General features: G+C 70.6%; 22 protein-coding genes. 8 read left to right on the top strand and 14 right to left on the bottom strand.

The window, feature by feature from the left end:
* Positions 1 to 37: 37 nt before the first annotated feature.
* Positions 38 to 1,207: a GNAT family N-acetyltransferase gene (locus tag PV646_RS26165; protein WP_500344832.1), complete on the top strand. Its 1,170-nt coding sequence runs from the start codon at positions 38 to 40 to the stop codon at positions 1,205 to 1,207.
* On the opposite strand, the gene PV646_RS26160 is transcribed toward PV646_RS26165, so the two are convergent.
* The gene (locus tag PV646_RS26160; RefSeq protein WP_500344831.1) at positions 1,204 to 2,178 is read right to left on the bottom strand and encodes a 5'-3' exonuclease; all 975 of its coding nucleotides are present in this window, start codon (positions 2,176 to 2,178) and stop codon (positions 1,204 to 1,206) included. The genes PV646_RS26165 and PV646_RS26160 overlap by 4 nt on opposite strands.
* On the opposite strand from PV646_RS26160, the gene PV646_RS26155 reads away from it, so the two are divergent.
* Both PV646_RS26155 and PV646_RS26150 read left to right on the top strand, forming a co-directional pair.
* On the top strand, positions 2,177 to 3,298 hold the full coding sequence (locus PV646_RS26155) for a M24 family metallopeptidase (RefSeq protein ID WP_500344830.1): 1,122 nt from the start codon (positions 2,177 to 2,179) through the stop codon (positions 3,296 to 3,298). The genes PV646_RS26160 and PV646_RS26155 overlap by 2 nt on opposite strands.
* 2 nt (positions 3,299 to 3,300) lie before the next feature.
* Positions 3,301 to 3,741 carry an Lrp/AsnC family transcriptional regulator gene (locus PV646_RS26150; protein WP_452252482.1) on the top strand — a complete coding sequence of 147 codons (441 nt, stop codon included), beginning with the start codon at positions 3,301 to 3,303 and terminating at the stop codon, positions 3,739 to 3,741.
* Here PV646_RS26150 and PV646_RS26145 read toward each other — a convergent pair.
* From PV646_RS26145 to PV646_RS26095, 11 genes are read right to left on the bottom strand one after another with little or no spacing between them, the layout of a single operon-like run.
* Positions 3,714 to 4,331 carry an ABC transporter ATP-binding protein gene (locus PV646_RS26145; protein WP_500344829.1) on the bottom strand — a complete coding sequence of 206 codons (618 nt, stop codon included), beginning with the start codon at positions 4,329 to 4,331 and terminating at the stop codon, positions 3,714 to 3,716. The two genes, PV646_RS26150 and PV646_RS26145, sit on opposite strands and share 28 nt — an antisense overlap.
* Positions 4,328 to 4,903 carry an ABC transporter ATP-binding protein gene (locus PV646_RS26140; RefSeq protein ID WP_500344828.1) on the bottom strand — a complete coding sequence of 192 codons (576 nt, stop codon included), beginning with the start codon at positions 4,901 to 4,903 and terminating at the stop codon, positions 4,328 to 4,330. Before PV646_RS26140 ends, PV646_RS26145 begins: the two co-directional genes overlap by 4 nt.
* 20 nt (positions 4,904 to 4,923) lie before the next feature.
* Positions 4,924 to 7,368: a hypothetical protein gene (locus PV646_RS26135; RefSeq protein ID WP_500344827.1), complete on the bottom strand. Its 2,445-nt coding sequence runs from the start codon at positions 7,366 to 7,368 to the stop codon at positions 4,924 to 4,926.
* Positions 7,369 to 7,407: 39 nt separating this feature from the next.
* Positions 7,408 to 8,052 carry a VOC family protein gene (locus PV646_RS26130; RefSeq protein ID WP_500344826.1) on the bottom strand — a complete coding sequence of 215 codons (645 nt, stop codon included), beginning with the start codon at positions 8,050 to 8,052 and terminating at the stop codon, positions 7,408 to 7,410.
* Positions 8,052 to 8,918, bottom strand: coding sequence for a helix-turn-helix domain-containing protein (locus PV646_RS26125; protein ID WP_500344825.1), 867 nt, complete (start codon positions 8,916 to 8,918; stop codon positions 8,052 to 8,054). The genes PV646_RS26130 and PV646_RS26125 overlap by 1 nt, the downstream gene beginning before the upstream one ends.
* Before the next feature lie 10 nt (positions 8,919 to 8,928).
* Positions 8,929 to 9,921 carry a proline racemase family protein gene (locus tag PV646_RS26120; protein ID WP_500344824.1) on the bottom strand — a complete coding sequence of 331 codons (993 nt, stop codon included), beginning with the start codon at positions 9,919 to 9,921 and terminating at the stop codon, positions 8,929 to 8,931.
* Positions 9,918 to 10,811 carry a dihydrodipicolinate synthase family protein gene (locus PV646_RS26115; protein ID WP_500344823.1) on the bottom strand — a complete coding sequence of 298 codons (894 nt, stop codon included), beginning with the start codon at positions 10,809 to 10,811 and terminating at the stop codon, positions 9,918 to 9,920. The genes PV646_RS26120 and PV646_RS26115 overlap by 4 nt, the downstream gene beginning before the upstream one ends.
* Positions 10,808 to 12,037 carry an FAD-dependent oxidoreductase gene (locus PV646_RS26110; protein ID WP_500344822.1) on the bottom strand — a complete coding sequence of 410 codons (1,230 nt, stop codon included), beginning with the start codon at positions 12,035 to 12,037 and terminating at the stop codon, positions 10,808 to 10,810. Before PV646_RS26110 ends, PV646_RS26115 begins: the two co-directional genes overlap by 4 nt.
* A complete protein-coding gene (locus tag PV646_RS26105) occupies positions 12,034 to 12,216 on the bottom strand; it encodes a 2Fe-2S iron-sulfur cluster-binding protein (protein WP_500344821.1) in 183 nt (60 codons plus the stop codon). The genes PV646_RS26110 and PV646_RS26105 overlap by 4 nt, the downstream gene beginning before the upstream one ends.
* A complete protein-coding gene (locus PV646_RS26100) occupies positions 12,213 to 13,292 on the bottom strand; it encodes an NAD(P)/FAD-dependent oxidoreductase (protein WP_500344820.1) in 1,080 nt (359 codons plus the stop codon). The genes PV646_RS26105 and PV646_RS26100 overlap by 4 nt, the downstream gene beginning before the upstream one ends.
* 27 nt (positions 13,293 to 13,319) lie before the next feature.
* Entirely contained in the window at positions 13,320 to 13,865 is a 546-nt protein-coding gene (locus tag PV646_RS26095) for a helix-turn-helix domain-containing protein (RefSeq protein ID WP_500344819.1), read from the bottom strand.
* Between the two features lie 30 nt (positions 13,866 to 13,895).
* On the opposite strand from PV646_RS26095, the gene PV646_RS26090 reads away from it, so the two are divergent.
* Positions 13,896 to 14,282: a hypothetical protein gene (locus PV646_RS26090; protein ID WP_500344818.1), complete on the top strand. Its 387-nt coding sequence runs from the start codon at positions 13,896 to 13,898 to the stop codon at positions 14,280 to 14,282.
* Positions 14,283 to 14,285: 3 nt separating this feature from the next.
* Here PV646_RS26090 and PV646_RS26085 read toward each other — a convergent pair whose 3' ends face one another.
* Complete coding sequence (locus PV646_RS26085; protein ID WP_500344817.1) at positions 14,286 to 15,155, bottom strand: DUF4231 domain-containing protein; 870 nt, start codon at positions 15,153 to 15,155, stop codon at positions 14,286 to 14,288.
* 183 nt (positions 15,156 to 15,338) lie between these two features.
* Here PV646_RS26085 and PV646_RS26080 point away from each other — a divergent pair, with 183 nt between their 5' ends.
* Genes PV646_RS26080 through PV646_RS26070 form a run of 3 tightly spaced genes read left to right on the top strand, consistent with a single transcriptional unit; the run spans position 15,339 to position 19,979 of the window.
* Positions 15,339 to 18,218, top strand: coding sequence for an alpha-L-fucosidase (locus PV646_RS26080; protein ID WP_500344816.1), 2,880 nt, complete (start codon positions 15,339 to 15,341; stop codon positions 18,216 to 18,218).
* A gap of 11 nt (positions 18,219 to 18,229) precedes the next feature.
* Complete coding sequence (locus tag PV646_RS26075; RefSeq protein WP_500344815.1) at positions 18,230 to 19,141, top strand: ankyrin repeat domain-containing protein; 912 nt, start codon at positions 18,230 to 18,232, stop codon at positions 19,139 to 19,141.
* 7 nt (positions 19,142 to 19,148) lie between these two features.
* Positions 19,149 to 19,979, top strand: a complete 831-nt coding sequence (locus tag PV646_RS26070; protein ID WP_500344814.1) for an oxygenase MpaB family protein — start codon at positions 19,149 to 19,151, stop codon at positions 19,977 to 19,979.
* On the opposite strand, the gene PV646_RS26065 is transcribed toward PV646_RS26070, so the two are convergent.
* A complete protein-coding gene (locus PV646_RS26065) occupies positions 19,969 to 20,733 on the bottom strand; it encodes an alpha/beta fold hydrolase (protein ID WP_500344813.1) in 765 nt (254 codons plus the stop codon). The genes PV646_RS26070 and PV646_RS26065 overlap by 11 nt on opposite strands.
* A 94-nt stretch (positions 20,734 to 20,827) precedes the next feature.
* On the opposite strand from PV646_RS26065, the gene PV646_RS26060 reads away from it, so the two are divergent.
* Entirely contained in the window at positions 20,828 to 22,318 is a 1,491-nt protein-coding gene (locus PV646_RS26060; RefSeq protein ID WP_500344812.1) for a chitinase, read from the top strand.
* Positions 22,319 to 22,333: the final 15 nt, after the last annotated feature.

Here is a 22,333-nt window from a genome sequence, read left to right as displayed (position 1 = left end):
GGTGCGCTCGCCGCCCGCCTGAGTCACGATCGCGGGCGTGACGGAGATCCGCGTTCTCACCGACGAAGCGCAGTACCGCGCCCACAACACGCTCTTCCGCCGTGCGATGCACTGGGGCCCGCCCACGGACGAGCAGTGGGCGATCACCCAGCCCTCTTACGAACCCGGCCGGGCGCTCGCCGCGTTCGAGGGCGACGAGATGGTCGGTACGACCCAGACGTTCGGCGGCTCCCTTGTGGTGCCCGGCGGCGCCGTTGTGCCGCATGCGGCCGTATCGCGCGTGGGTGTGCGTGCGGACTACACGCGCCGAGGCGTGGTGAGCGCCCTGATGCAGGAGCAACTCTCGACGCTCGCAGAGCCCGTCGCGACGCTGCGTGCGTCGGAAGGGCGCATCTACGGCCGTTTCGGGTACGGGCTCGCCGGGCGGGTGCGGTTCCTGCGGGTGGACGCGCGCAAGGCCGTGATCCCCGGTGCGCCGGTCGGACGGGTGCGGATGATCGACCAGGACACCGCGGAGAAGGTGCTGCCGGAGCTGCACACCGCGTTCGGCCTGAACCGGCCGGGGCAGATCTCCCGCTGGCCGGGCTGGTGGGTCAGGGCGTTCGACCGCAAGGGCGATTCCGACAACCTGGTGACCGTCGTCCACAGTGGACCGGACGGCGACGACGGGTACGTCTGCTACAAGGTGTCCGAGGACAAGGAGTTCAACCACCACATGGAGGTCGAGGACTTCGCGTGGGCCAACGCCGACGCGTGGCGCGACCTCTGGATCTACCTCACGCGCCTGGACCTCGTCGACACGATCAGCGTCGACGCCGCGCTCGACGACCCGCTCAACTGGCTGTTCGAGGACCCGCGCGTCGTGTACACGAAGGACGTCTTCGACCAGATCTGGCTGCGGCTGGTGGACGTGCCGCGCATGCTCGCCGCCCGCACCTACGGCGGCACCGGGTCCGTCGTCGTCGAGGTGCGCGACAAGCTGCTGCCCGCCAACGACGGCTGTTACCGCATCTCGCCCGACGGCGCTGAACGCGTGGAAGCACCCGCGGACATCACGATCCCGGTGGACCTGCTCGGTGCCGTCTACTTCGGCGACACGAGGTTCTCCGACCTCGCGGCCGCCAAACGGATCGAGGGCTCGCGGTTCGCGGAGGCCGACGCGTTGTTCGCCGGCCCCACGGCCCCGCTCTGCTCGACGTTCTTCTAGGGACGCCGCTCCATCGCGTTCACCAGACGCGGCACCGAACTGCCGAGACCCCAGCGCTGCGTGAGCTCACGCAGCCGCTCGGGGTCGGCGGGCACGCGCGGCACGTCGTCGGCGCGGTCCAGCACGACCGGGGCGTCCAGGGCCGTGCGGACGACCACCGGCGCCACCGCCAGGTACTCCTCGGCCGCGATCAGCGAGTTGCGGGCCTTGGTGCTGAGCTTGCGGTCCATCGGGTCGGTCACGGCCTCGAGCACGGCGTCGAGCGAGCCGAACTCCGTGATCAGCTTCGCCGCGGTCTTCTCGCCGATGCCCGCGACGCCGGGCAGCCCGTCGGACGGGTCGCCGCGCAGGACGGACATGTCGGCGTAGGCCGAACCCGCGTTCTCGACGGGCAGCGAGTACTTGGCCGCGAGCTCCTCCGGACCGAGGACCTCGGCCTTGTTCCAGCCGCGGCCGACGTAGACGACGCGCACGGGCGTGGGCTCGAACCGCACGACCTGGAACATGTCGCGGTCACCCGTCACGACCTCGACGGGCGAACGGGTCTCGTGGTGGGCGAGGGCGCCGATCACGTCGTCGGCCTCGTAGCCCGTCGCCTCGCCGGTGCAGATGCCGGCGGCGTCGAGGACGTCGAGGATGATCGGGATCTGCGGCGTCAGCGTGTCCGGGACCTCCTCGGACCCGTCCGTCGCCTCCGCGGCGACCCGGTGCGCCTTGTAGGACGGCAGCGCCTTCACCCGGAACTCGGGCCGCCAGTCGGCGTCGAGGCATGCCACCAGGCGGGCGGCACCGCGTTCGGTGATGACGCGCGCGATCGTGTCGACGAACCCGCGCACGGCGTTGACCGGCGTGCCGTCGGGCGCGGTCATCGAGTCCGGCAGCGCGTAGTACGACCGGAAGTAGAGGCTCGCGGAGTCGAGCAGCACCAGGGGAGAGCTCACGAAGGGACAAGCTACTAGGCTTTCGGCCATGGCAACGATCACCGGGCCCATCGACGTGTCCGCGCTGCGTGCGCGGCTCGACCGCGCTTCCGCCGCCGCCGAGCAGGCGGGCGTCGACGCCCTCCTCATCTCGCCCGGCTCGGACCTGCGGTACCTGATCGGTGCCGGTGGCGACTCGTTCGAGCGCCTCACCTGCCTCGCGCTGCCCGTGGGCGGCACGCCGACGCTGGTCGTGCCGAAGCTGGAGCAGCCGGGCTACGCGGCCATCCCCACCGACGAACTCGGTGTCGAGGTCGTCACGTGGGTCGACGGCGAGGACCCGTACGCGCTGGTCAAGGCCGCGCTCAAGGGTGACCGCACCGCCGTGGCGGACATGATGCCCGCCCTGCACACCATCAAGCTCGGCCAGGCGATCGGCGGCGCGCAGTCGCTGGCCGGGCCGATCATCCGAGAGCTGCGCATGCGCAAGGACGCGGCCGAGATCGACGCGCTGCGCAAGGCCGGCCAGGCGATCGACCGGGTGCACGCGCGCATGGGTGAGTTCCTGCGCGTGGGCCGCACCGAACGCGAGGTGGCCAAGGACATCGCCGACGCGATCGTCGAGGAAGGCCACACCGTCGCCGACTTCGTGATCGTCGGCTCCGGCCCCAACGGCGCGTCCCCGCACCACCGCGACTCCGACCGCGTGGTGCAGGCGGGGGAGGTCGTCGTCATCGACATCGGCGGCCCGGTCGCCGAGGGCTACAACTCCGACTCGACCCGCACCTACGTGATGGGCGAGCCCACCTACGACGACGTCCGGGAGACCTACGCGGTCCTGCAGGCAGCGCAGAAGGCGGCTGTCGAGGCCGTGAAGCCCGGCGTGACGTGCGAGGAGATCGACGCCGTCGCGCGCAAGGTGATCACCGACGCGGGCTTCGGCGAGTACTTCGTCCACCGCACCGGCCACGGCATCGGCCTGGACGTGCACGAGGAGCCCTACATCGTGAGCGGCAACTCCCTGCCGCTCGAAGCAGGCATGGCCTTCAGCGTGGAGCCCGGCATCTACCTGCCCGGCCGCTGGGGTGCCCGCATCGAGGACATCGTGGTCGCCACCCCGGACGGCGTCGAGTCCTTCAACAACCGACCTCACGAGCTGGTGGTGCTTTGACCCTGGAGCAGATCGACAGAGCGATCCTGAAGGAACTCGCCTCGGACGGCCGGTGCAGCTTCACCGACCTGGCCGAACGGGTGGGCCTGTCCGTGTCGGCGGTGCACCAACGCGTGAAGCGCCTCGAGCAGCGCGGCATCGTGAAGGGCTACGCGGCCCGGCTGGACGGCGCCGAGATCGGGCTGCCGATGTCGGCGTTCATCTCGCTGTTCCCGATCAACCCGTCCGAGCCCGACGACTACCCGAAGCGCCTCGAGCACCTCCCGGAGATCGAGGCCTGCTACTCGGTGGCGGGCGACGCGTCGTACGTGCTGCGCGTGCGTGTCGGCTCGCCGGTCGCGCTGGAGGAGCTCCTCCAGAAGATCCGGGAGTCGGCGAACGTGTCGACGCGGACGACGGTGGTCCTGTCGACGCCTTACGAGGACAGGCCGCCCGCGGTCTGAACCCGTCCGTCGGCCAGCACGAGCACTCGGTCGGCGACGGCGTGCACGGCGTCGTGGTGCGTGGCGATCAGCACCGCGGCGCCCTCGTCGGCGACACGCCGCAGCAACCCGACCGCGGCCTCGGCGCTGACGGAGTCGAGGTGCGCGGTCGGCTCGTCGGCCAGCAGGGCGGAGGGCCGTGCCACCACGGCCCTGGCCAGCGCCGCGCGTTGCTGCTGCCCGAACGACACCTGCCCCGGGAACCTGCTGCCCAGGCCGGAGATGCCCAGCTCCGCCAGCAGTTCCGCGACCCCGGCCACCTCCCGCCCGGCCAGCCGCAACGGCAGGGCGACGTTCTCCTCCAGCGTCAGCTCGGACGCGAGCCCGAGCGACTGGGGCAGCACGGCGCAGGCGGACCAGGAGGCCAGTCCCGGCAGCACGGATCCGCTGTCGGGGAAGTCGAAGCCGCACAACAGGGACAGCAACGCGGTCTTCCCGGACCCGGAAGGCCCGCTCAGCGTCACGAGCTCACCGGCGGCGACGGCCAGGTCCACCCCGCGCAGCACGGACACCCCGCCGAACGCCCGGTGCACGCCGTCCGCCCGGATCATGACGCGGCCAGCGGGATGCACAGGTCCGCCAGCGAGACGAGCCGAGGATCGTGCGAGGCGACCACGGCGGGCACCGGCAGCGACCCGAGCGTCTCCAGCACGAGATCGGCGGACCGGACGTCGAGCTGCGAGGTCGGTTCGTCCGCCACCACGACGGAAGCGCCGCGGGCCAGCGCGCACCCGAACGCCAGACGTTGTTGCTGCCCACCGGACAACGCCCCGATCCGCCAGGTCGCGGATCCGCCGAGCCCGAGCCGGTCCAGCAGCGAGAAGTCGTCGGCACCGGCCGCGCGCAGGTTCTCGCCGACGGTCAGGTGCGAGATCAGGTTGTCGGCCGGGTTCTGGAACACCACGGCGATCTCCTTGCGCCGCAACGCGCGCAGCTCCGCCCACGACATCGACGAGGTCGGCACGTCGTGGACGAACACCTCGCCGAGCGACGGCCGTTCGACCAGCGAGAGCACGCGCAGCAGCGTCGACTTGCCGGAGCCGGACGGTCCGGACAGGACGGTGAGGCCGGGCGCGATCGACAGCGACACGTCCGCGACGGCGCGCACGGAACCGTAGGACACCCCTACGCCACAAGCGCGTATCACCTGAGCAGTTCTCCCATCCGCGCGGTTCGCACACCGCGCAACGCGAGCCAGGCGGCCACGACGACCACCAGGGCGCCGCCCGTCACCATCGAACCCAGCAACGGCAGCAGGTCCGGCAGCATCGGGGCGGGATTGAGCCAGGGCGCGGGGTCCAGGCGCGGTACGGCCGCGCCGGCGCTCGCGAACGAGGCCACCAGGCCGATTCCCATGGCCAGCAACGCCAGCGCGCCCACTTCCAGCAGATGACTCGACCACAGCACGGACGGGCGCATGCCCATGCGGGTCGACAAGGCCCCGGAGACCGCGTTCTGCCGGCGGCGGACCTCGATGGCCAGCAACAGGGCCACGGCGGCGACCACGGCCAGCACGACGCCGATCGCCGCCACGAAGCCGAAGGTCCACTCGACGGTCAGGAACGGCAGCCCGTCCAGGACACGGGCGCGGTCGGCGACGTTCGTGTAGTTGATGCCGTCGGCCTTCAACGCGGAAGTCAAGGCGGACAACGGAAGCGTCGACCACAGGTGCCACGAGCCGACCTGTTCGACGGCGGGCACCGAGTCCCGGGCGACGACGTAGCCGCGCGTGCCGAGCTTCGGGAACGACGGCAGCTGCGCCACCGGTCTGAGCAGCGGCAGACCGGCGATCTGGATCTCCTGGTTCGCCGAGCGGCCGATGCGCAGCGCGGGCGCGACCTCACCGTCGCGCTTCAGGCCCGAGATCAGCGACCGCACCGAGGAGGGGTCGTCCAGCACGGCCGCGTCGGTGAACGTCGCGGGGTCGACGACCAGCGCGCCCGTGCTCACGCCGACGAGAGTCGTGTTGCCCCGCAACGCTTCGGGCAGCGCGACCCGGCCGGCCGCGATGTCCTGCGACACCTGGACGGTGCTGTTGGCGCCGACGAACACGCCCGACTTCGAGTCCAGCGACGACTGCTGTGCCCCCGCCACCGCGCTGCCGACGGCGATGGTGCCGACCGCCAGCACGCCCACGAGCAGCACGCCGGTCACCGGACCGACCGCGGCGGCCAGGCGGCGCAACGCGAGCTGGGCGGCCGGGACCCGCCACCACTGCACGTGCTGCGACCACCCCAGCGACCAGCGCAGCACCCGCGTCGCGAGCAACGCCGCCGCCAGCACCACGAGCAGCGGGAACGCCAGCGCGGCCACGTCGATGCGCGGCAGCGAACCGGGCTTCAGCGCCGTGCCCAGACCGTTCTGCGACAGGCGGAACCACGCGAGCACGGCCAGTCCGGCGACGACCAGTTCCCACGGCACCAGGCCGAGCCGCCGCGAGCGGGCCCGCCCCTGGAACGTCCGGTGCGCCCGCCACGCCGCCACCAGCACGGTCACGGCGAGGCTCAGCACCACCACGGCCAGCACGAACCCCAGCGCCACCCAGAGCGTTCCGGGAGCCAGCACCACACCCGGCGCGTACAACGGCAGCAGAAGGCGAGCGGCCACCAGTCCCAGCAAGCCGCCCAGCACCAGCGGCAACCCGAGTTCCAGCACACCGCGGAAGCCCAGCGCCAGCGGACTCGCCCCGCGCACCCACAGCAACCGCAGCTCGGAATGGCGCCGCTGCGCCCACTGCACGGTCACCGTGCCGACACCCGCGAGTCCGACCAGCACGCTGATGATCACCAACGGCAGCAGCGCGGACGACACGTTGCGTTCCGAGGTCCTGGCCGCCGTGACGGCACCGGACAGCAGATCGGTCCGCGTCAACGGCAGCCCGAGCGCCGCCAGCCGGGCATTGCCGTTGTCCCGCAACGCTTCCGCCTCGGCGAGCGTCGACAGCGGCGCCGTGGCGAAGCGCAACGACACCGTGGCGTTCTCCGCGAACTCCGGCGGTAGCAGGGAGAGGTCGGCGGCCGAGGGCACCCAGATCACCGACGTGCTGACGCCGTCACCGGCCAGCGGGTTCGGCACCACGGTCTTCGCCTCGGAGCACCACCAGCCGTCCACGGGCTGCGCGAGGTCGGCGTAGATCGCCGTCACCACCAGGGACGACCCGGTCAGCCGGTCCCCGACCTTCACCCGTGCGGCCGTCGCGATCGTCTGCGGCACCCACAACCCGGTGCCGCCGCCCTGCACCACCGTGAGGTGCGTCAGCGCGTCCGGCCGGTAACCGAACCGGCCGTAGGTCGCGATGCCGTTGAAGTCCGGCCGGCCGATCCGCGAGTAGGCGCCGCCGAGATCGCTGCGCGCGGCCATCGTGACGGCCGTGGACAGCGGAAGTCCGTCACCGTCCAGCGACGGGTGCACGGAATGCGGGCACATCCGGCTCTGCTGGTAGGCGAGAGCGGCGCTGCCCGCGGCGGAGGAGTGCAGGGCGCCCGCGGCCACCACGAAGCCCAGCAGCAACGTCGTCGCGATGCTCACCAGCAACGTGAGCGGGCTCGACAGCGCTGCCCTGGGCGCGGCTCTCCACGGCAACTGCACCAGCGCACGCTAACCGCCGTTCCCCGATTTGGGGAGCATTTAGGAGGTAACGGAACGCATGACCCCGAAGCGGGCTCCGAATGGATCAACGAGCACCGCGATCCGTCCGACTCCGTCGAGGTCATGAGGCGCGAGGAGCACCGGCGCCGCGGCGGCCACCTGATCCACATCGGCCACCTCGAAGTACGGCAGCCAGAAGGCCTGGGTGTCCGCGACGATCGCACCGAACATCCGGCCCTCCTCCGTTCCCGCGGGGTGCAGGAACTGGCCCGGCGCGCCCGGGATCATCCGGATCTCCCACGAGAACAACGAGCGGTAGAACGCCGCCGACGCGGAGGGCGCGGGGGAGTGCAGCTCGAGCCACGTCAGCGAGCCCGGCACCGACACCGCGCCGAGCCCGGCGGGCCCCTGCCACACCCCGAACTCCCCGCCGTGCGGATCCGTCAGCACGACCTCGGTCGTGGGCCCCGTGCCCGCGAAGTGAGCGATCCACGACCCGGCCTGCGCGGCGACGTGGCCCGCCACCGCCACGCCCTCACACGTGAACACTCCGCTGCCCGGCGTGTCGCGAGGCCGGTAGTCCCAGCCGAGCACACCACCGTAGAACTCCGCGGCCTTCGCCTCGTCCGACGAGCCCAGGTCGATCCAGGCCGGCGCTCCGGGGACGTACTCAGTGGTGATCATCAGGCCCACCTCCAGCGGATACCTACCCAGTTCACCGACACATCAGTCTCGAAGTGGTGCACGGAGTTCGTGTGGTCCGGTGCCAGGTCGATCGTGCGGTGCGGTTCCTGCTCCTCCCAGTCCTGCAGGTAGACGTGCGGGTCGACGGGCGGCGCCGCCGGGTCGAAGTGCACCTCGATCAGGCTCTGCGGGAGGAAGCACCGCACGCCGTGCGCGTACTCGACGCTCTCCAGCCGCGTCGAGTCGTGCGCCACGAACTCGACGACCCAGGTCTCGCCCTCGCTCAACGGCTTGCCGAACAGCAGTTCGTCGACGACCAGGCGTTGCTCGGCGTCCCAGGTGGACCGGCCGAGCCGGCAGTTGCGGACGGGTTCGTGCCGGATCTGCGACGACTCGACGGAGTCGTCGCAGAAGTAGTGCGCGTGGAAGCGGTCGACGCCGTCGCGGCGCGCCCGGACGACCACCCGCGACTCGACGCGCGACGCACGCCGGTCCGCGTCCACGAACACCCTGTCGTGCCGGGAGAGGACCTCGAGGTCGTTGGCGTCGAAGCCGGGCATCATGCCGGGCACGACGTCCGGCCAGCCGCTCGGGCCGGTGCGTTCCAGCAGGTCCAGCAACGACCGCGGTGGCACCTCCAGCAGCTCTTCCAGCACCTCGACGGCCTTGAGCGACTTCGGCGAGACCGGCCGCACCCGGCCCTGCTGCCAGTCGCTCAGCGTCGACAGCGCGACCGCCACCTGCTGGTGCGCGAGGCGCGACCGGAGCCGTTCCAGCGTCAGGCCGCGGCGGCGGATGGCCGCCCGCAGCGCCGAGTGGAACGGTCCGATGCGCAGCAGTGCTTCCAGGCTGGGGGTCGTCGTCACCCGGGAGACCCTAGAGCGCGAACCCCTCGGGGAAGGGATCGGTCTCGTCCAGGAGGTACTGCCCCATACCGGTGATCCACGCCCTCCCGGCCACCGTCGGCACGACGGCCGTGCGGTCGCCGAGCTGGACCTCCTCCAGCAGCCGGCCGATGAACCTCGTGCCGATGAACGACTCGTTCACGAAGTCCTCGCCGATGCCCAGCCGGCCACGGGCGTGCAGCTGGGCCATCCGGGCGCACGTGCCCGTGCCGCAGGGAGATCGGTCGAACCAGCCGGGGTGGATCGCCATCGCGTTGCGCGAGTCGGCGCCGTCCTCGCCGGGCGCGACGAACTGGACGTGCTTGCAGCCGCTGATCGCCGCGTCGACCGGGTGCACCGGCCGGTTCGTCGCGTTGATCTCGTCCATGACGGCCAGGCCCGCGGCCAGGATCCTGTCCTTTTCGGCCCGGTCGAACGGGATGCCGAGGTCCGCGAGCGGGACGATGGCGTAGAAGTTGCCGCCGTACGCCATGTCGTAGCGGACCTCGCCGATCCCGGGCACGGTCACGACCGCGTCCAGTTCGTGCGCGTACGCCGGGACGTTGCGGATCGTCACGAGCTTCGTGCGGGTGTCGTAGTCGGCGAGCACCAGCCCGGCCGGGGTGTCGAGGCGGACGGTCGTGACGGGTTCGGTCACCTCGACCATGCCCGTCTCGACCAGCACCGTCGCGACGCCGATCGTGCCGTGCCCGCACATCGGCAGCAGGCCGGAGACCTCGATGAACAGCACGCCCCAGTCCGCGTCCTGCCGCGTCGGCGGTTGCAGGATCGCGCCGCTCATCGCCGCGTGCCCGCGCGGTTCGTTCACCAGCAGCCGGCGGATGTGGTCGTGGTTCTTGATGAAGTTCAGCCGCTTCTCGGCCATGGTCTCGCCGGGGATGACGCCGACGCCGCCCGTGATGACCCGCGTCGGCATGCCCTCGGTGTGCGAGTCGACCGCGCTGAAGTACTTGGCGAACCTCACGACGTCGCCAGCTTCATGTCCGCGTCGACCTGCGCGAGCTGCTCGGCGCTCAACGGCCCGCGCGGCGGACGGCACGGGCCGCCGTACCGGCCGACGTAGTCCATCGAACGCTTGATGGCCTGCACGAACTCGGTGCGCGAGTCCCAGCGGAACGCGGGCACGAGCTTCTCGTACAACGCGCGCGCCTCCTCCAGTTCGCCCTCCAGCGCCAGGTCGAACAGCTGCTTGCTCTCGGCGGGGAACACGTTGGGGTAGCCCGCGAACCAGCCCGTGGCGCCCATCAGCAGGCTCTCCAGCACGACGTCGTCCGCGCCCGCCACGACGGTGAGGTGCGGGGCGGCCGCGCGGATCTCCAGCACGCGCCGCACGTCGCCGGAGAACTCCTTGACCGCCACGACGTTCTCGATCTGGCCGATCTCCGCGAGCAGGTCCGGCGTCAGGTCGACCTTGGTGTCGATCGGGTTGTTGTAGACCATGATCGGCAACCCGGCCTTGGCGACCTCGCGGAAGTGGTGCACGACCTCACCGCGGTTGGCCCGGTACATCGTCGGCGGCAGGCACAGCACGCCGTCCGCGCCGTCCTCGGCCGCGAGTTCGGCCCAGTGCCGAGCCTGGTGCGCGCCCACGCCGTGCACACCGATGACCGCGATGCCACGCCCCTTGACCGCGGCGATGGCGGTCTGCGCGACCTCGCGGCGTTCCGCGTCGGTGAGCGACGAGTACTCGCCCAGCGAACCGTTCGGCCCGACCCCGCGACACCCGCTGTCGACGACCCACCGGCAGTGCTCGGCGAACCTGTCGAGGTCGGGACGCAGCCCGGCGGGTGCCGTCGGGTCTTCGGCGTAGGGGAGTGCGGTGGCGACGATGACGCCGTCGAGGCGTTCGGTCATGACTTGTCCTCCGGGAGTTGTGCGAGTTCGCCGAGGGGGATGGGGACCGCGATGACGCGGCGCTGGCCGTCGAACGGGACACCGGTCAGGTCGGCGGCGTTGCGGCCGCAGACGCGGCCCTGGCACCGCCCCATCGCGACACGGCTGGTGAGCTTGAGCTCGCGCAGGGTGGTGGCGTCGGTGAGGCCTTCGAGGGTGACCTTTTCGCAGCGGCACACGGTGGTGTCCGGGCTCAGCCAGCTCTGCCAGCCGGGCTGGACCTCGTGCGCCCTGGCCAGGGCTGCTGCGAACAGCCTGCCCCTGCGGATTGCTTCGAGTGCTTCGGCCGGTGGTCGCCGGCCTGCCGCAGCCGCTCCGGCGACGATGCCTTCGGCCTCGGCCAGGTCGGCGCCGCCGATGCCGGTGACCTCGCCGGCCGCGTAGACGTTCGTGGCGGACGTCCGCTGGTGGTCGTCGACGTCGAGGAAGCCGTTGGTGCGACCGGCATCGGGGACGAGATCGGTGCGGGGGAGGAAGCCGTAGCCGACGCACACCAGGTCGGCGTGCTCGGTGCGGTGGCTGACCGGTCGCCACTGGCTGTCGAGCTTCGCGACCGTGACGCGGTCGCCGTGCTTGGCGATCACGGCGGTGCGGGTTTCCAGGCGTGGCAGGACTGTGCGGTAGCTCGCGAGCTCACCGATCTTGTGCCGGTTCGCCGCGATCGCCCTGGCTTCGCGGAGCCAGCGGGTGGGGGAGGAGGCCTCGTAGACGCCGACGAGGGTGGCGCCGAGGTCCTGGAGCGCGGTGGCGACGGGGAGCAGGAACGGGCCGGTGCCGGTGACGATGACGCGTTCGGCGAGGGTGACGCCCTGTTTGGCCAGGGCTTGGGCGGCGCCCGCGGTGATCACGCCGGGGCCGTCCCAGCCCGGGAAGGGGAGGGGGCGGTCGTAGGCGCCGGTGGCGATGACCAGGGCGTCGAACCGGAGGAGGCGAGGTGTGCCGAGACGAGACGTCTCGTCTCGGAGAGCTCCACCCCACCGGAGGTGCAGCGAGTCGCCCTCCACCATCCAGGCCTCGGCGTTCTTGAGGTGCGTGACCCCGGCGTGCTCGAACCTGACCCGCCCGCGCAGGTACTGCCCACCGGCCTCGGGCTCCGAGTCGACCATCACCACCTCGGCCCCGGCGTCGGCAGCGGTCCGGGCGGCGGCCATCCCGGCAGGTCCCGCGCCCACCACGACCACCCTCACGACTGAGTCCTGATCACGTCGCCGTCGCGCAACGGGTGCCGGCACGCCCGGACCTCGGGCACGCCGTTGATCTCCGCGACGCACCCGAAGCACACGCCGATGCCGCAGAAGTACCTGCCGGGCAACAACTCCGCGACGTGCGCGACCTCGCGCTGGAGGCCGTTGAACGTCACCCTCACACCATCACCTCCGGCCGGTCGACGCGGAACGGGCGGGGGTCGACCAAGGGGTCCTCGCCCGTGAGCAGCTGGGCCAGCAGGAGACCGGTGGCCGGGGCGAGGCCGACGCCCGCTCCCTCATGACCGGTCGCGTGCCACAGGCCGGGGGTGCGGGGGTCCTCGCCGATGATCGGCAGGTGGTCCGGGGCGTAGGGGCGGAAGCCGCCGTACGCGCGCATGACCGGGACGTCCCGAAGCATCGGGAACATCGCGATCGCCCTGCGTGCCAACGCGCCGAGCACGCGGCTCTCGATCGTCTCGTCGAAGCCCTTGCGCTGGCGGCTCGACCCGATCAGCACGGTGCCGGCCTGCGTCGACTCGACCACGCCGGACGTCTGCAGGTCGGCGTCGCCGCTCGCGACCGCGCCGACGTAGTCCGCGTCGTAGACCTTGTGCCTGATCGTGCCGGGGATCGGGGTGGTCACGAGCACGACGCCGCGCCGGGGCAGGACGTTCACGCCGAACGCGCGTGCCCACGGGCCGGTGGCGTTGACGACCGCGCCGCAGCTGATCACGCCGTCGGCGGTCGTCACGCTGCGGCCGTCCGTTGTGGACACCTCGGCCCGCCTGACCTCGATGCCGCGCAACAGGGATCGGGTGGCCTTCACCGGGTTGAGCTGGGCGTCCTGCAGGTAGTGGACGGCGGCGGTGATCTCCGGGTTGAGGTGCGGCTCGTGGGTCAGCGCGTCCTCGACGGTGATCTCGCAGGCGTCGATGCCGACCTCGCGCTGGGCCGCGGCGAAAGCCTTCAGCGGCACCACGGCCGACGGAGTGGTCGCGACGACCAGGCCGCCCTTCTCCTCCCATTCGGCGTCGTCCGCGAGTTCCGGCCACAACGCGCGACTCGCCCGGGCCAGGTCGAGTTCCGGGCCGGGTCCCTTGTCGCTGACCAGCACGTTGCCCTCACCGGCCGCGCTGGTGCCCGACGCGGGTCCGTGGCGGTCGAGGACGACGACACCGAGCCCGCGCGCCTTCAACGCCTGGGCGCACGCGGCACCGATGATGCCCGCGCCCATGACCACGACGTCCGGGTGCATCGCCACCTCCGTTCATTAGAATGAACGTTAGTGCTTCGGGTACTCCAGCACCAGTACCGAGCTGACCTCGTCGCCGACGGTCTCGTAGGAGTGGGGCAGCGAGCCGGGGAAGCACACGTAGTCGCCAGGCCCCAGCTCGTACGGCTTGTCCACCGGGCCGACGCGCAGCCGCCCGCTCGTGACCAGCACGTGCTCCTTGCCGGGATGACCTTCGCTGGTCTGGACCGCGCCGGGCCGGACGCGCTGGTCGTAGATCTCCAGCACGGTGTCACCGATGTCCATCCGCCGCATCAGCCGCAGGTCGACGGCGTTGCTGCTGAGCACCTCGACGTCGCCGGCGCGCACCAGCACCACGTCCGGCGGCGTTTGCTCGGTCACGAGTGAGGACACCGGCACGTCCAGAGCGTTCGACAAACTGAACACTGTGTCGATCGTCGGGTTGCCCGCGCCGCTCTCCAGCTGGGACAGCGTGCCCTTGGCGATGGACGACCGCCGCGCGAGCTCCGACAGCGACAGCCCGCGCTGCTCCCGGAACGCCCTGATGTTGGCGCCAAGCACCTGACCCGCACTCATAGCCACTGATCGTTGCATAGGCTTGCGCCCATGACTGCGTACACGGAGGCGGAGGGGCAGACCCTCCGCACGGCCGTTTTCGGTGCCATGGTGCTGGTGTCCACGGCGGACCCCGGCTCGGTCGACGAGGAGAGCCAGGCCGGCATCAGGGCCATCACCCTGCTCTCGGACGACCTGCGCGCCATCATCGCCGCCGCCCCGCCCTCGCTGCCCACGGGCTCGACGTCCGAAGTGGAGTCGGGAGTCCTGGCCGCGCTGCGCGACTCCGTGGCGATCATCAACGCCCACGAGCCGCGCGACGTGGCGATCTTCCGCGCGGCCGTGTCGGAGATGTGCCGCTCGGTCGCCGGTGCGGACGGCGAGGTGGCGGTGGCGGAACGCGCGATGGTGACGAAGGTCGTCGAGGCGCTCGGCTGACGGTCAGGTCGCGCTGGGCCGTGACGCGAGCCAGGCGGTGTGCTCCTTGCTGATCACGGCCTCGGCGGCGGCGACCGTGGAGGCCCAGTCGCTCTCCTCGACGTACGGGATCTGGTGGTAGATGTACGCGAGCTCCCCGGCCGCCGCCGAGTAGGAGACCCTCAGGTTCTCGAACTGCCGCAGCCCGATCCACGCCGCGCCCGCCGCGACGGCCGCGGCCATCACGCCGGACAGGTCGACGTCCCAGGCGCCGTTGATGCGCAGGATGGCGAAGAGGATCGCGACGAGCTCACCGATGATCATCAGGACGCGGAACACGTTCGCGCGGGTCTCGTTCATCGCCGACCTCTCGCGGTACCACCGCAGCTGCGGTTCGACGCGGGCTTCGCGGTACGCCTTCCTGCGCTCGTCGAACGGCTTGGCCCGCAGCTGCGCCATCACCTCGTCGCCCGTGTCGTTCGCGCTGGTCAGCATGACCTCCCTGCGGTGGTCCTTCACCGCGTCGGCGATGGCCAGCTCCAGGTCCCGCCGCGGGTCCTGGACGCCGCTGTGGAACGGTGCGCCCGCCACGGCGTAGCGCCACGACAGCGACTTCACGCGTTCGGCGACGGTCCGGCCCGCGTTCCACTTCAGCTCCGGGTGCATCACCCACAGCAGCAGCTCGCCGAACAGGGCGATGAGGAACCCGCTGAGCGCCACCCACGCCCAGAAGTCGACGCCACTGGCGCCGATCTGCCACTTGAACGCGCCTCCCACCGCCGCGACCACCGCGCCGATCAGCCGCACCCGGCTGAACAGCAGCGTGAGCCGCTGTCCGAGCCGGGAGACCGCCTCCGCGTCGTGGTAGAAGCCGGGTAGGTGCCGCTCGTCCATCCGTTGCTCTCCCCCTCCGCCGGCCGGGTCGGCCGGGCGTCTCGATTATCCCGATCATGGTCTGCTCGCGGATGCTCCTTCGGGTGCTGGTGTGGTGAGCTCGATCGCGGGTTGACCGGCCCTCGTTCCGGTTGCAATCATCGGATCTTCTCGCCGCCGCCCCGGACGAGATGAGCGTGGGTCATGGGATTACGTCGTCTGTGCGTGGCCGTGGTGGCCATGTTGCTCGGAGGTCTGCTCACCGTGGTGACGCAGGGGGCCGCGCAGGCCGAGGTGCGGCACCCGAGACAGGAGTGGCTGCGCCAGTCCACCGCCGGGTTGTTCCTGCACTGGGGCATGTTCACCGCCCCGAAGCACCTGAACTGCGCCGAGTGGGAACGTGACGTCACCGGCGGCGGGTGGACCGCCGACTACTGGATCGACGAGGCCCGCAAGCTCGGCGCCTCCTACGTCGTCCTGGCGACGTTCCACAGCCGGCTCGGTTACGCGCGCCCGTGGCCGTCGCAGGTCCCCGGCAGTTGCGCGACCGAACGCGACCTGCTCGGGGAGCTGGTCCGAGCGGGCAAGGCCAAGGGTGTGAAGGTCGTCCTCTACATGACCGACGACCCGCAGTGGCACAGCGAGCAGGGCGTCCAGATGCTCGATTCGGCTGCCTACTCGGCGTACAAGGGCGAGCAGGTCGACCTCACCACACGCGAGGGCTTCGGCAAGTACAGCTACGACCTCTTCTTCGAGGTCATGAGGAACTACGACGACCTGGCGGGCTTCTGGATCGACAACGACAACGAGTACTGGGAGCGCAACAGGCTCTACGAGCAGATCCGGCAGTTGCGCCCGGCGTGGTTGCTGAGCAACAACAACGAGGACACACCGATCATGGACACGGTCTCGAACGAGCAGAAGACCGGCATGTTCCCGTCCTACGACTACCCGGCGGCCACGTTCACGCCGATGCCGCGCCTGTCCGAGGCCTGCTACAAGCTGCCGAACACGGGGGACTGGTGGTACGACGGCGGCAGCCATGCCGTCGACACGCGCCTGAACACCGGCCGCTACGTCACGAACGCGGGCTCGTCGATCAAGTCGCTGATGGCCGAGACACCGATGGTGAACGGCAGGATGCCCGCACAGCAGGAGGCCTACAACGACTTCATGGCGCGGTGGGTGCCGCCGATCCGCGAGTCGATCCAGGGCGTCGAGGGCGCCGGGTACCTGTACGGCGGCATGCAGCCCGGCTTCTGGAACGACGGCGCGCACGGCGTGATCACCGTCAACCCGAAGACCGGGAAGCAGTACGTCCACGTGGTGACGAAGCCACGAGCTGACTTCGTCCGCCTGCGGGACAACGGGTACCGGGTCACGGGTGTCCGCGACCTGCGCACCGGCGAGCAGCTGCGGTTCTCGCAGTCGGCCGGGCACCTGACGATCCAGGGCGTCACGAAATGGGACGACTACGACACCGTGTTCGCCGTCGACACCGCTGGGCAACAAGGCTTCCACACCGGAGTCAAGGCGTCGGCGACGTCGTCCGAGAACGGTTTCCCCGCCTCGAACCTCACCGACGGCGACTTCGAGACCTACTGGGACGCCTCCAGCGCCCAGCCCGTCTCGATCTCGCTGGACCTGGGCCGCCGCAAGAAGGCCGCGTTCCTCGCGATCAACCAGCGCGAGTCGTCCCCGACGCACGCCCGCGTCTCGTTCGGCAGGCCGGAGGATTCGAGTCGTATCAAGGACTACCAGCTGACAGCGTCGAACGACGGCCGTGACTGGTGGCACGTCCGCAGCGGTGCGTTGCCGTCCGCACGTGGCACGCAGTTCATCGACATCGGCGCGCAGGAGGCCAGGTACCTCAAGCTGACCGTGCTGAACACCTGGAGCGGTCCGCAGGCGCCGGTGTACTTCGGGGAACTGAAGATCGACGAGATCCGGGTCGGGCACGGCTATCCGCGCGGCCTGCCCGGCGGCGCGCTGGAGGCCGAGGACGCGGACCGCTCGGGTTCGGCGCGCGGTGAGTTCTGCGCGGCCTGCTCCGGCACCCGCCAGGTGACCGGGCTCGGTGGCGGTGAGCGCAACGCCGTGACCTACCGCGACGTTTCCGTTGCGGCGGCGGGAACTTACCGCCTGCAGCTCGACCTGACGTCTGCCGAGGCGTCCGCGGTGTCGGTCTCGGTGAACGGCGCGTCACCGCTTTCCGTTGCCGTGCCGAAGGATCGGGCCGACGTGCCGGATCCGACGTCGGTCGCGGTGCCGTTGAACGCGGGCGGCAACACCGTGAAGGTCTTCAGCGCCGGAAGGCTCGGACTCGACCGCATCTCGATCGGCGGGCTGCCGCCGTCGACCCACACGCCGAAGACGACCCTGACCGTGTCACCCCATGGCGTGCAATGGGTCGCGCCCGGACAGCGGTCCGTGAAGATCACCGCCCGGCTGCGGCTCGACGCCGACGAGCAGATCGACGCCGTCTCGCTGGCACCGGCGCTGCCTGCGGGGTGGACGCTGACCGGAGCACCGGCCACCCGCACGTCGATGCGTCTGGCCGGTCTGCTCGAAGGGGTGTGGACCGCGACCTCACCCGCCGGGCAGGACGTGGGCTCGGTGAGCATCCCGGTGACGGCGTCGTTCCAACTCCTGGGTTCGGGGCGCGCGGTCTCCGGTGCGGTGCCGGTGCGCACCAGGCCCGCCGGCCGCGTGTTCGTGCGCGAGGCCGAGGACTCGGCGAACCGGTTCGGCGCCACCGGGCTGACGAACTGCGGGCAGTGCTCGGGCGGGGAGAAGGTGCGCAACATCGGTGGCAGCGCGGACGCCTCGGTCACCTTCCCGGACGTCACCGTGCCGGAAACGCGCTCCTACAAGCTCTTCGTCCAGTTCACCGTGAACGGGCCGCGCTCGTTCTTCGTGACGGTCAACGGCGGCACGCCCGTCGAGATCGAGGTCGACGGGATCGGCAACACCACCCCGTCGGTGGCCGAGATCCCGGTGGTGCTCAACGCCGGCGCCAACACCATCCGGTTCGGCAACGACACCGCGGGCGCTCCCGACCTCGACCAGATCGCGGTCGGTTAGGGTGCGGTCGCATGGGGGAAGAGAATCTGTGGCAGGGAATTTCCTACTACGACTGGACGAACCTCGCGGCGGTGCGCGCGAAACTGGACGCGGGCGCTGATCCGGACAACGGCCCGTTCTGGATGCCTCCGCTGCACATGGCGGCGGAGGTGGGCTCCGCCGAGGTCGTGGCGGAGGTCGTCGCCCGGGCCGGCGACGTCGACCAGGTCTTCGACGGCCGCACGGCGTTGTGGCGGGCGGTGCACGCGGCCAAGGCGGACAGCGTCCAGGCGCTGCTCGCTGCCGGAGCGGATCCGGTGCGCCCCATGATGTCCGGCTGGTCACCGGCCCGGCTCAGCCTCACCACGCCGCACGTGATCTCCTCGGACGAGAAGCTCACCGAGGCCGAGTGGGACGCGACGGCGGAGTGCGGCAGGCTCGTGACCGCGCTGAAGGGGTTCCCGCACTACGACGGCTACAGCGTCGCCTGCGTCGCGGGCATCGACGCCGCCGAGGCCGCGCGCAGGTTGAACGCCGAGATCGTGCCTTCCGTCGAGGAGCGGGACGAGGAGCTCGGTGTCGGCGTCACCGAGGTGCCCGGCGGGTGCGTCCTGTTCCAGCCGTCTTTCTACAACGCGTCGACGCCCGTGGTGACGAGCCTGCTGTCCGCGGGCACCGTCGTGTACGGCATGTACGCGAACCCGAAGAGCGGCAACCAGGGCAGCATCTACCGAGGTGGCGAGTACGTCGACAGCGACCTGCACCCCGGCGGTGGCCCGAACGAGGGCGGGGACACGGCGGAGGTGCTGCTGGAGCACCTGTACGCGCACAAGCCCGTCGCCTACTGCTGCGCCTACGCCGGTGTGCGCCCGAGGAACGACAAGGCGTTCACTCAGCCGGACCAGTGGCTGATCCTTCCGGATCGCGACTACTGGCGCGCATGATGGGGTGATGCTGGAGACGCTGAGGCGGCAGCTGAGCCGGGGACTCTTCGAGAAGGTCGTGGGTCCGGAGCGGGAGGAGCACGCCCGCCGGATCCACGGCACGCCCGGTCCCCGGTTGTTCGCCGAAGACCGGCCGATTCGGCACGTTCACGCTGATCACGCCATGTTCATCGGCGGGCTGCGGGCGTTGCTGCTGCAGTCGTTGCACCCGCTGGCGATGGCGGCGGTGGCCCAGCACTCCGACTACCTGACGGACCCGTGGGGCAGGTTGCAGCGCACGAGCCTGTTCGTCGGCACCACCACCTACGGCACGTCTGCCGACGCGTTGAAGGCCGTCGAACGGCTCGCGCGCATCCACAAGCACATCCACGGCACCGCTCCGGACGGCCGGAAGTACCGCGCCGACGACCCGCACCTGCTGGGCTGGGTGCACGTGGCCGAGGTCGACAGCTTCCTGCGCTGCCACCAGCGCTACGGCGAGAAGCCGCTCGACGACTACGACGGGTACGTCGCCGACATGGCTGTCATCGCGGACGCCATGGGCATTCCGGACCCTCCTCGCACGACCGCCGAGCTCGACGCGAAGCTCGAGTCGTACCGGGCCGAGCTGAAGGGCACGGCCGAGGCTCGGCAGGCGGCCAGGTTCCTGCTGTTCAAGGCCCCGTTGCCGCTGGTGGCGCGCGGCCCGTACGGGATCCTGAGCGCCACCGCCGTCGCCACCCTGCCGGTGTGGGCGCGGATGCCGCTCCGGCTGCCCTACCTGCCGGTCGCCGAGGCCACGGGCGTGCGATTCGCGGGCCACGCGTTGATGCGCGGCCTTCGGTGGGTCACGAGCTGAGGAAGTCCATCACCAGAGGCGAGGCTTCGGCGCGGAACTCCTCGAAGTAGCCGTGTCGTGCGCCTTCGACGAGGTGCATCGTCGCGTTCGGGATGCGTGACGTGATCAGTGGCGCGTTGGCCGTGGGGTTGAAGATGTCCTCGGTGCCGTGCACGACGAGGGTCGGTGCGGTGATCGACGGCAGCACGTCCCACGCGTCGTGCTCGGCACTCGCGAAGAGGTGACGCTTGCGTGCGTGCGGCGGCATCTGCGGGTCGCCCAGCGTGTTGTACGGGCCTTTGTACGCCGGGGTGTACATCAACTCTTCCAACGCCCTGCGCGCCTTCATCGGCTCGACCTGCGCGAGTGACTTGCGCACCTCGGCGCTGCGTTCGATGCCGTGGGCGCCGCCGGGGGAGGTGCAGCCCAGCACCAGCCGGTCGACCCGTTCACCGTGCGCCGCCGCGATCCACTGCGCGATCCGGCCGCCCATCGACGTGCCGTAGACGTGGGCTCGGTCGACGCCCGCGTCGGCGAGGATCGCGACGCTGTCGTCGGCGAACATCCGCGTGCTGTACGGGGCGTCGGGCTTGTCGCTGGAACCGGTGCCGCGGTGGTCGGTGACGATCGTCGTGAACCGCGCGGAGAAGTCCTCGCGGACCTGTGACCACCACTTCGAGGAGTTCGCCTGGCCTGCGATGAGCAGCAGCGGGGGCCCGGAGCCCTCGACCGAGTAGAAGAGCCTGGTTCCGTCGGAGGCACGAGCGTGGGGCACGGCAGCGAGTCTAGAACCTTGACTTCACGACAGATGGTCTAGTCCAATTCGGGGTGACCCCCTGCCGGCCGCCAACGCGTGAGGGATGGAACCCATGCTGTTGTTCGCTCGAATATCCGCGGTGGCCGCACTGGTGCTCGGCACCGTGATCGTGAGCCTCGCCCCCGCCAGCGCCGCCGGAGTGACGGCGACGTTCTCCAAGAACGGCTGGAGCACCGGGTACACCGCGACGGTGACGATCAAGAACGAGACCAGCGCGGCGATCAGCTCCTGGAAGGTCGAGTTCGACTACCCCGCCTCGACCACCGTCGGTGCCTACTGGGACTCGCTGCTCACCAAGAGCGGTAACCACCACACCTTCGTCAACCGGGAGTACAACGGCTCCGTCGCGCCCGGCGCGAGCGTGACGTTCGGCTTCAACGCCGCCGGCACCGCCGACCCGTCGAACTGCACGATCAACGGCGCCGCGTGCACCGGTGGCACTGGGCCGACGACGTCCTCGACCACGTCGTCGACGACCACCACTACGACGACCACGACCACCACCACGACCGGTCAGCCGCCCACGGGGCAGTTGCCGCGCAAGGTGCTCGTCGGGTACCTGCACGCGAGCTTCGCGAACGGTTCCGGCTACATCCGCATGAAGGACGTGCCGGACGAGTGGGACGTCATCAACCTGTCGTTCGCCGAGCCGACCAGCGCTACCTCGGGCGACCTCCGGTTCGCCCAGTGTCCGGTCGCGGAGTGCCCGAACGTCGAGTCCGAGGCCGAGTTCATCGCCGGCATCCGCGCCCAGCAGGCGAAGGGCAAGAAGGTCAACATCTCCATCGGCGGCCAGAACGGCCAGGTGCGGCTCGAGACGACGGCGGCGCGCGACGCGTTCGTGCGGACGATCGGCGGCATCATCGACAAGTACGGCCTGGACGGCCTCGACGTCGACTTCGAGGGCCACTCGCTGTCGCTGAACCCCGGTGACCTCGACTTCAAGAACCCGACCACGCCCGTGGTCGTGAACCTGATCTCCGCGCTGCGGTCGCTGAAGGCCCGCTACGGAGCCAACTTCGTGTTGACGATGGCCCCGGAGACGTTCTTCGTGCAGGTCGGCTACCAGTTCTACGGCGGCACGGGCACCGGCGACGCGCGCACGGGCGCGTACCTGCCGGTGATCGAGGCGATGCGCAACGACCTGACGTTGCTGCACGTGCAGGACTACAACTCCGGACCCGTGATGGGGCTGGACAACCAGTACCACAACATGGGTGGCGCGGACTTCCACGTGGCGATGACCGACATGGTGCTCGCCGGGTTCCCCGTGCGGGGCGACGCGTCGAAGTTCTTCGCGGGCCTGCGCCAGGACCAGGTCGCGATCGGCCTGCCCGCCGCGCAGTACGCGGGCAACGGGTTCACGTCGGTCGCGGACGTGCAGACCGCGCTGGACTGCCTCACCAAGGGGACGCGGTGCGGCAGCTACAAGCCTCGCGGGGTCTACCCGAACCTGCGCGGGCTCATGACGTGGTCGATCAACTGGGACAAGTACAACAACTACGAGTTCTCCAAGTCCCACCGGGCTTATCTGCCTCGATAGGACGGGTGGGGGCGG

The organism is Streptomyces sp. ID05-26A, assembly GCF_033794685.1.
In the GTDB taxonomy this organism is placed as follows: domain Bacteria; phylum Actinomycetota; class Actinomycetes; order Mycobacteriales; family Pseudonocardiaceae; genus Lentzea.
The sequence above is the reverse complement of the archived record's forward strand: the minus strand, read 5'-3'. Positions and strand labels throughout refer to the sequence as shown.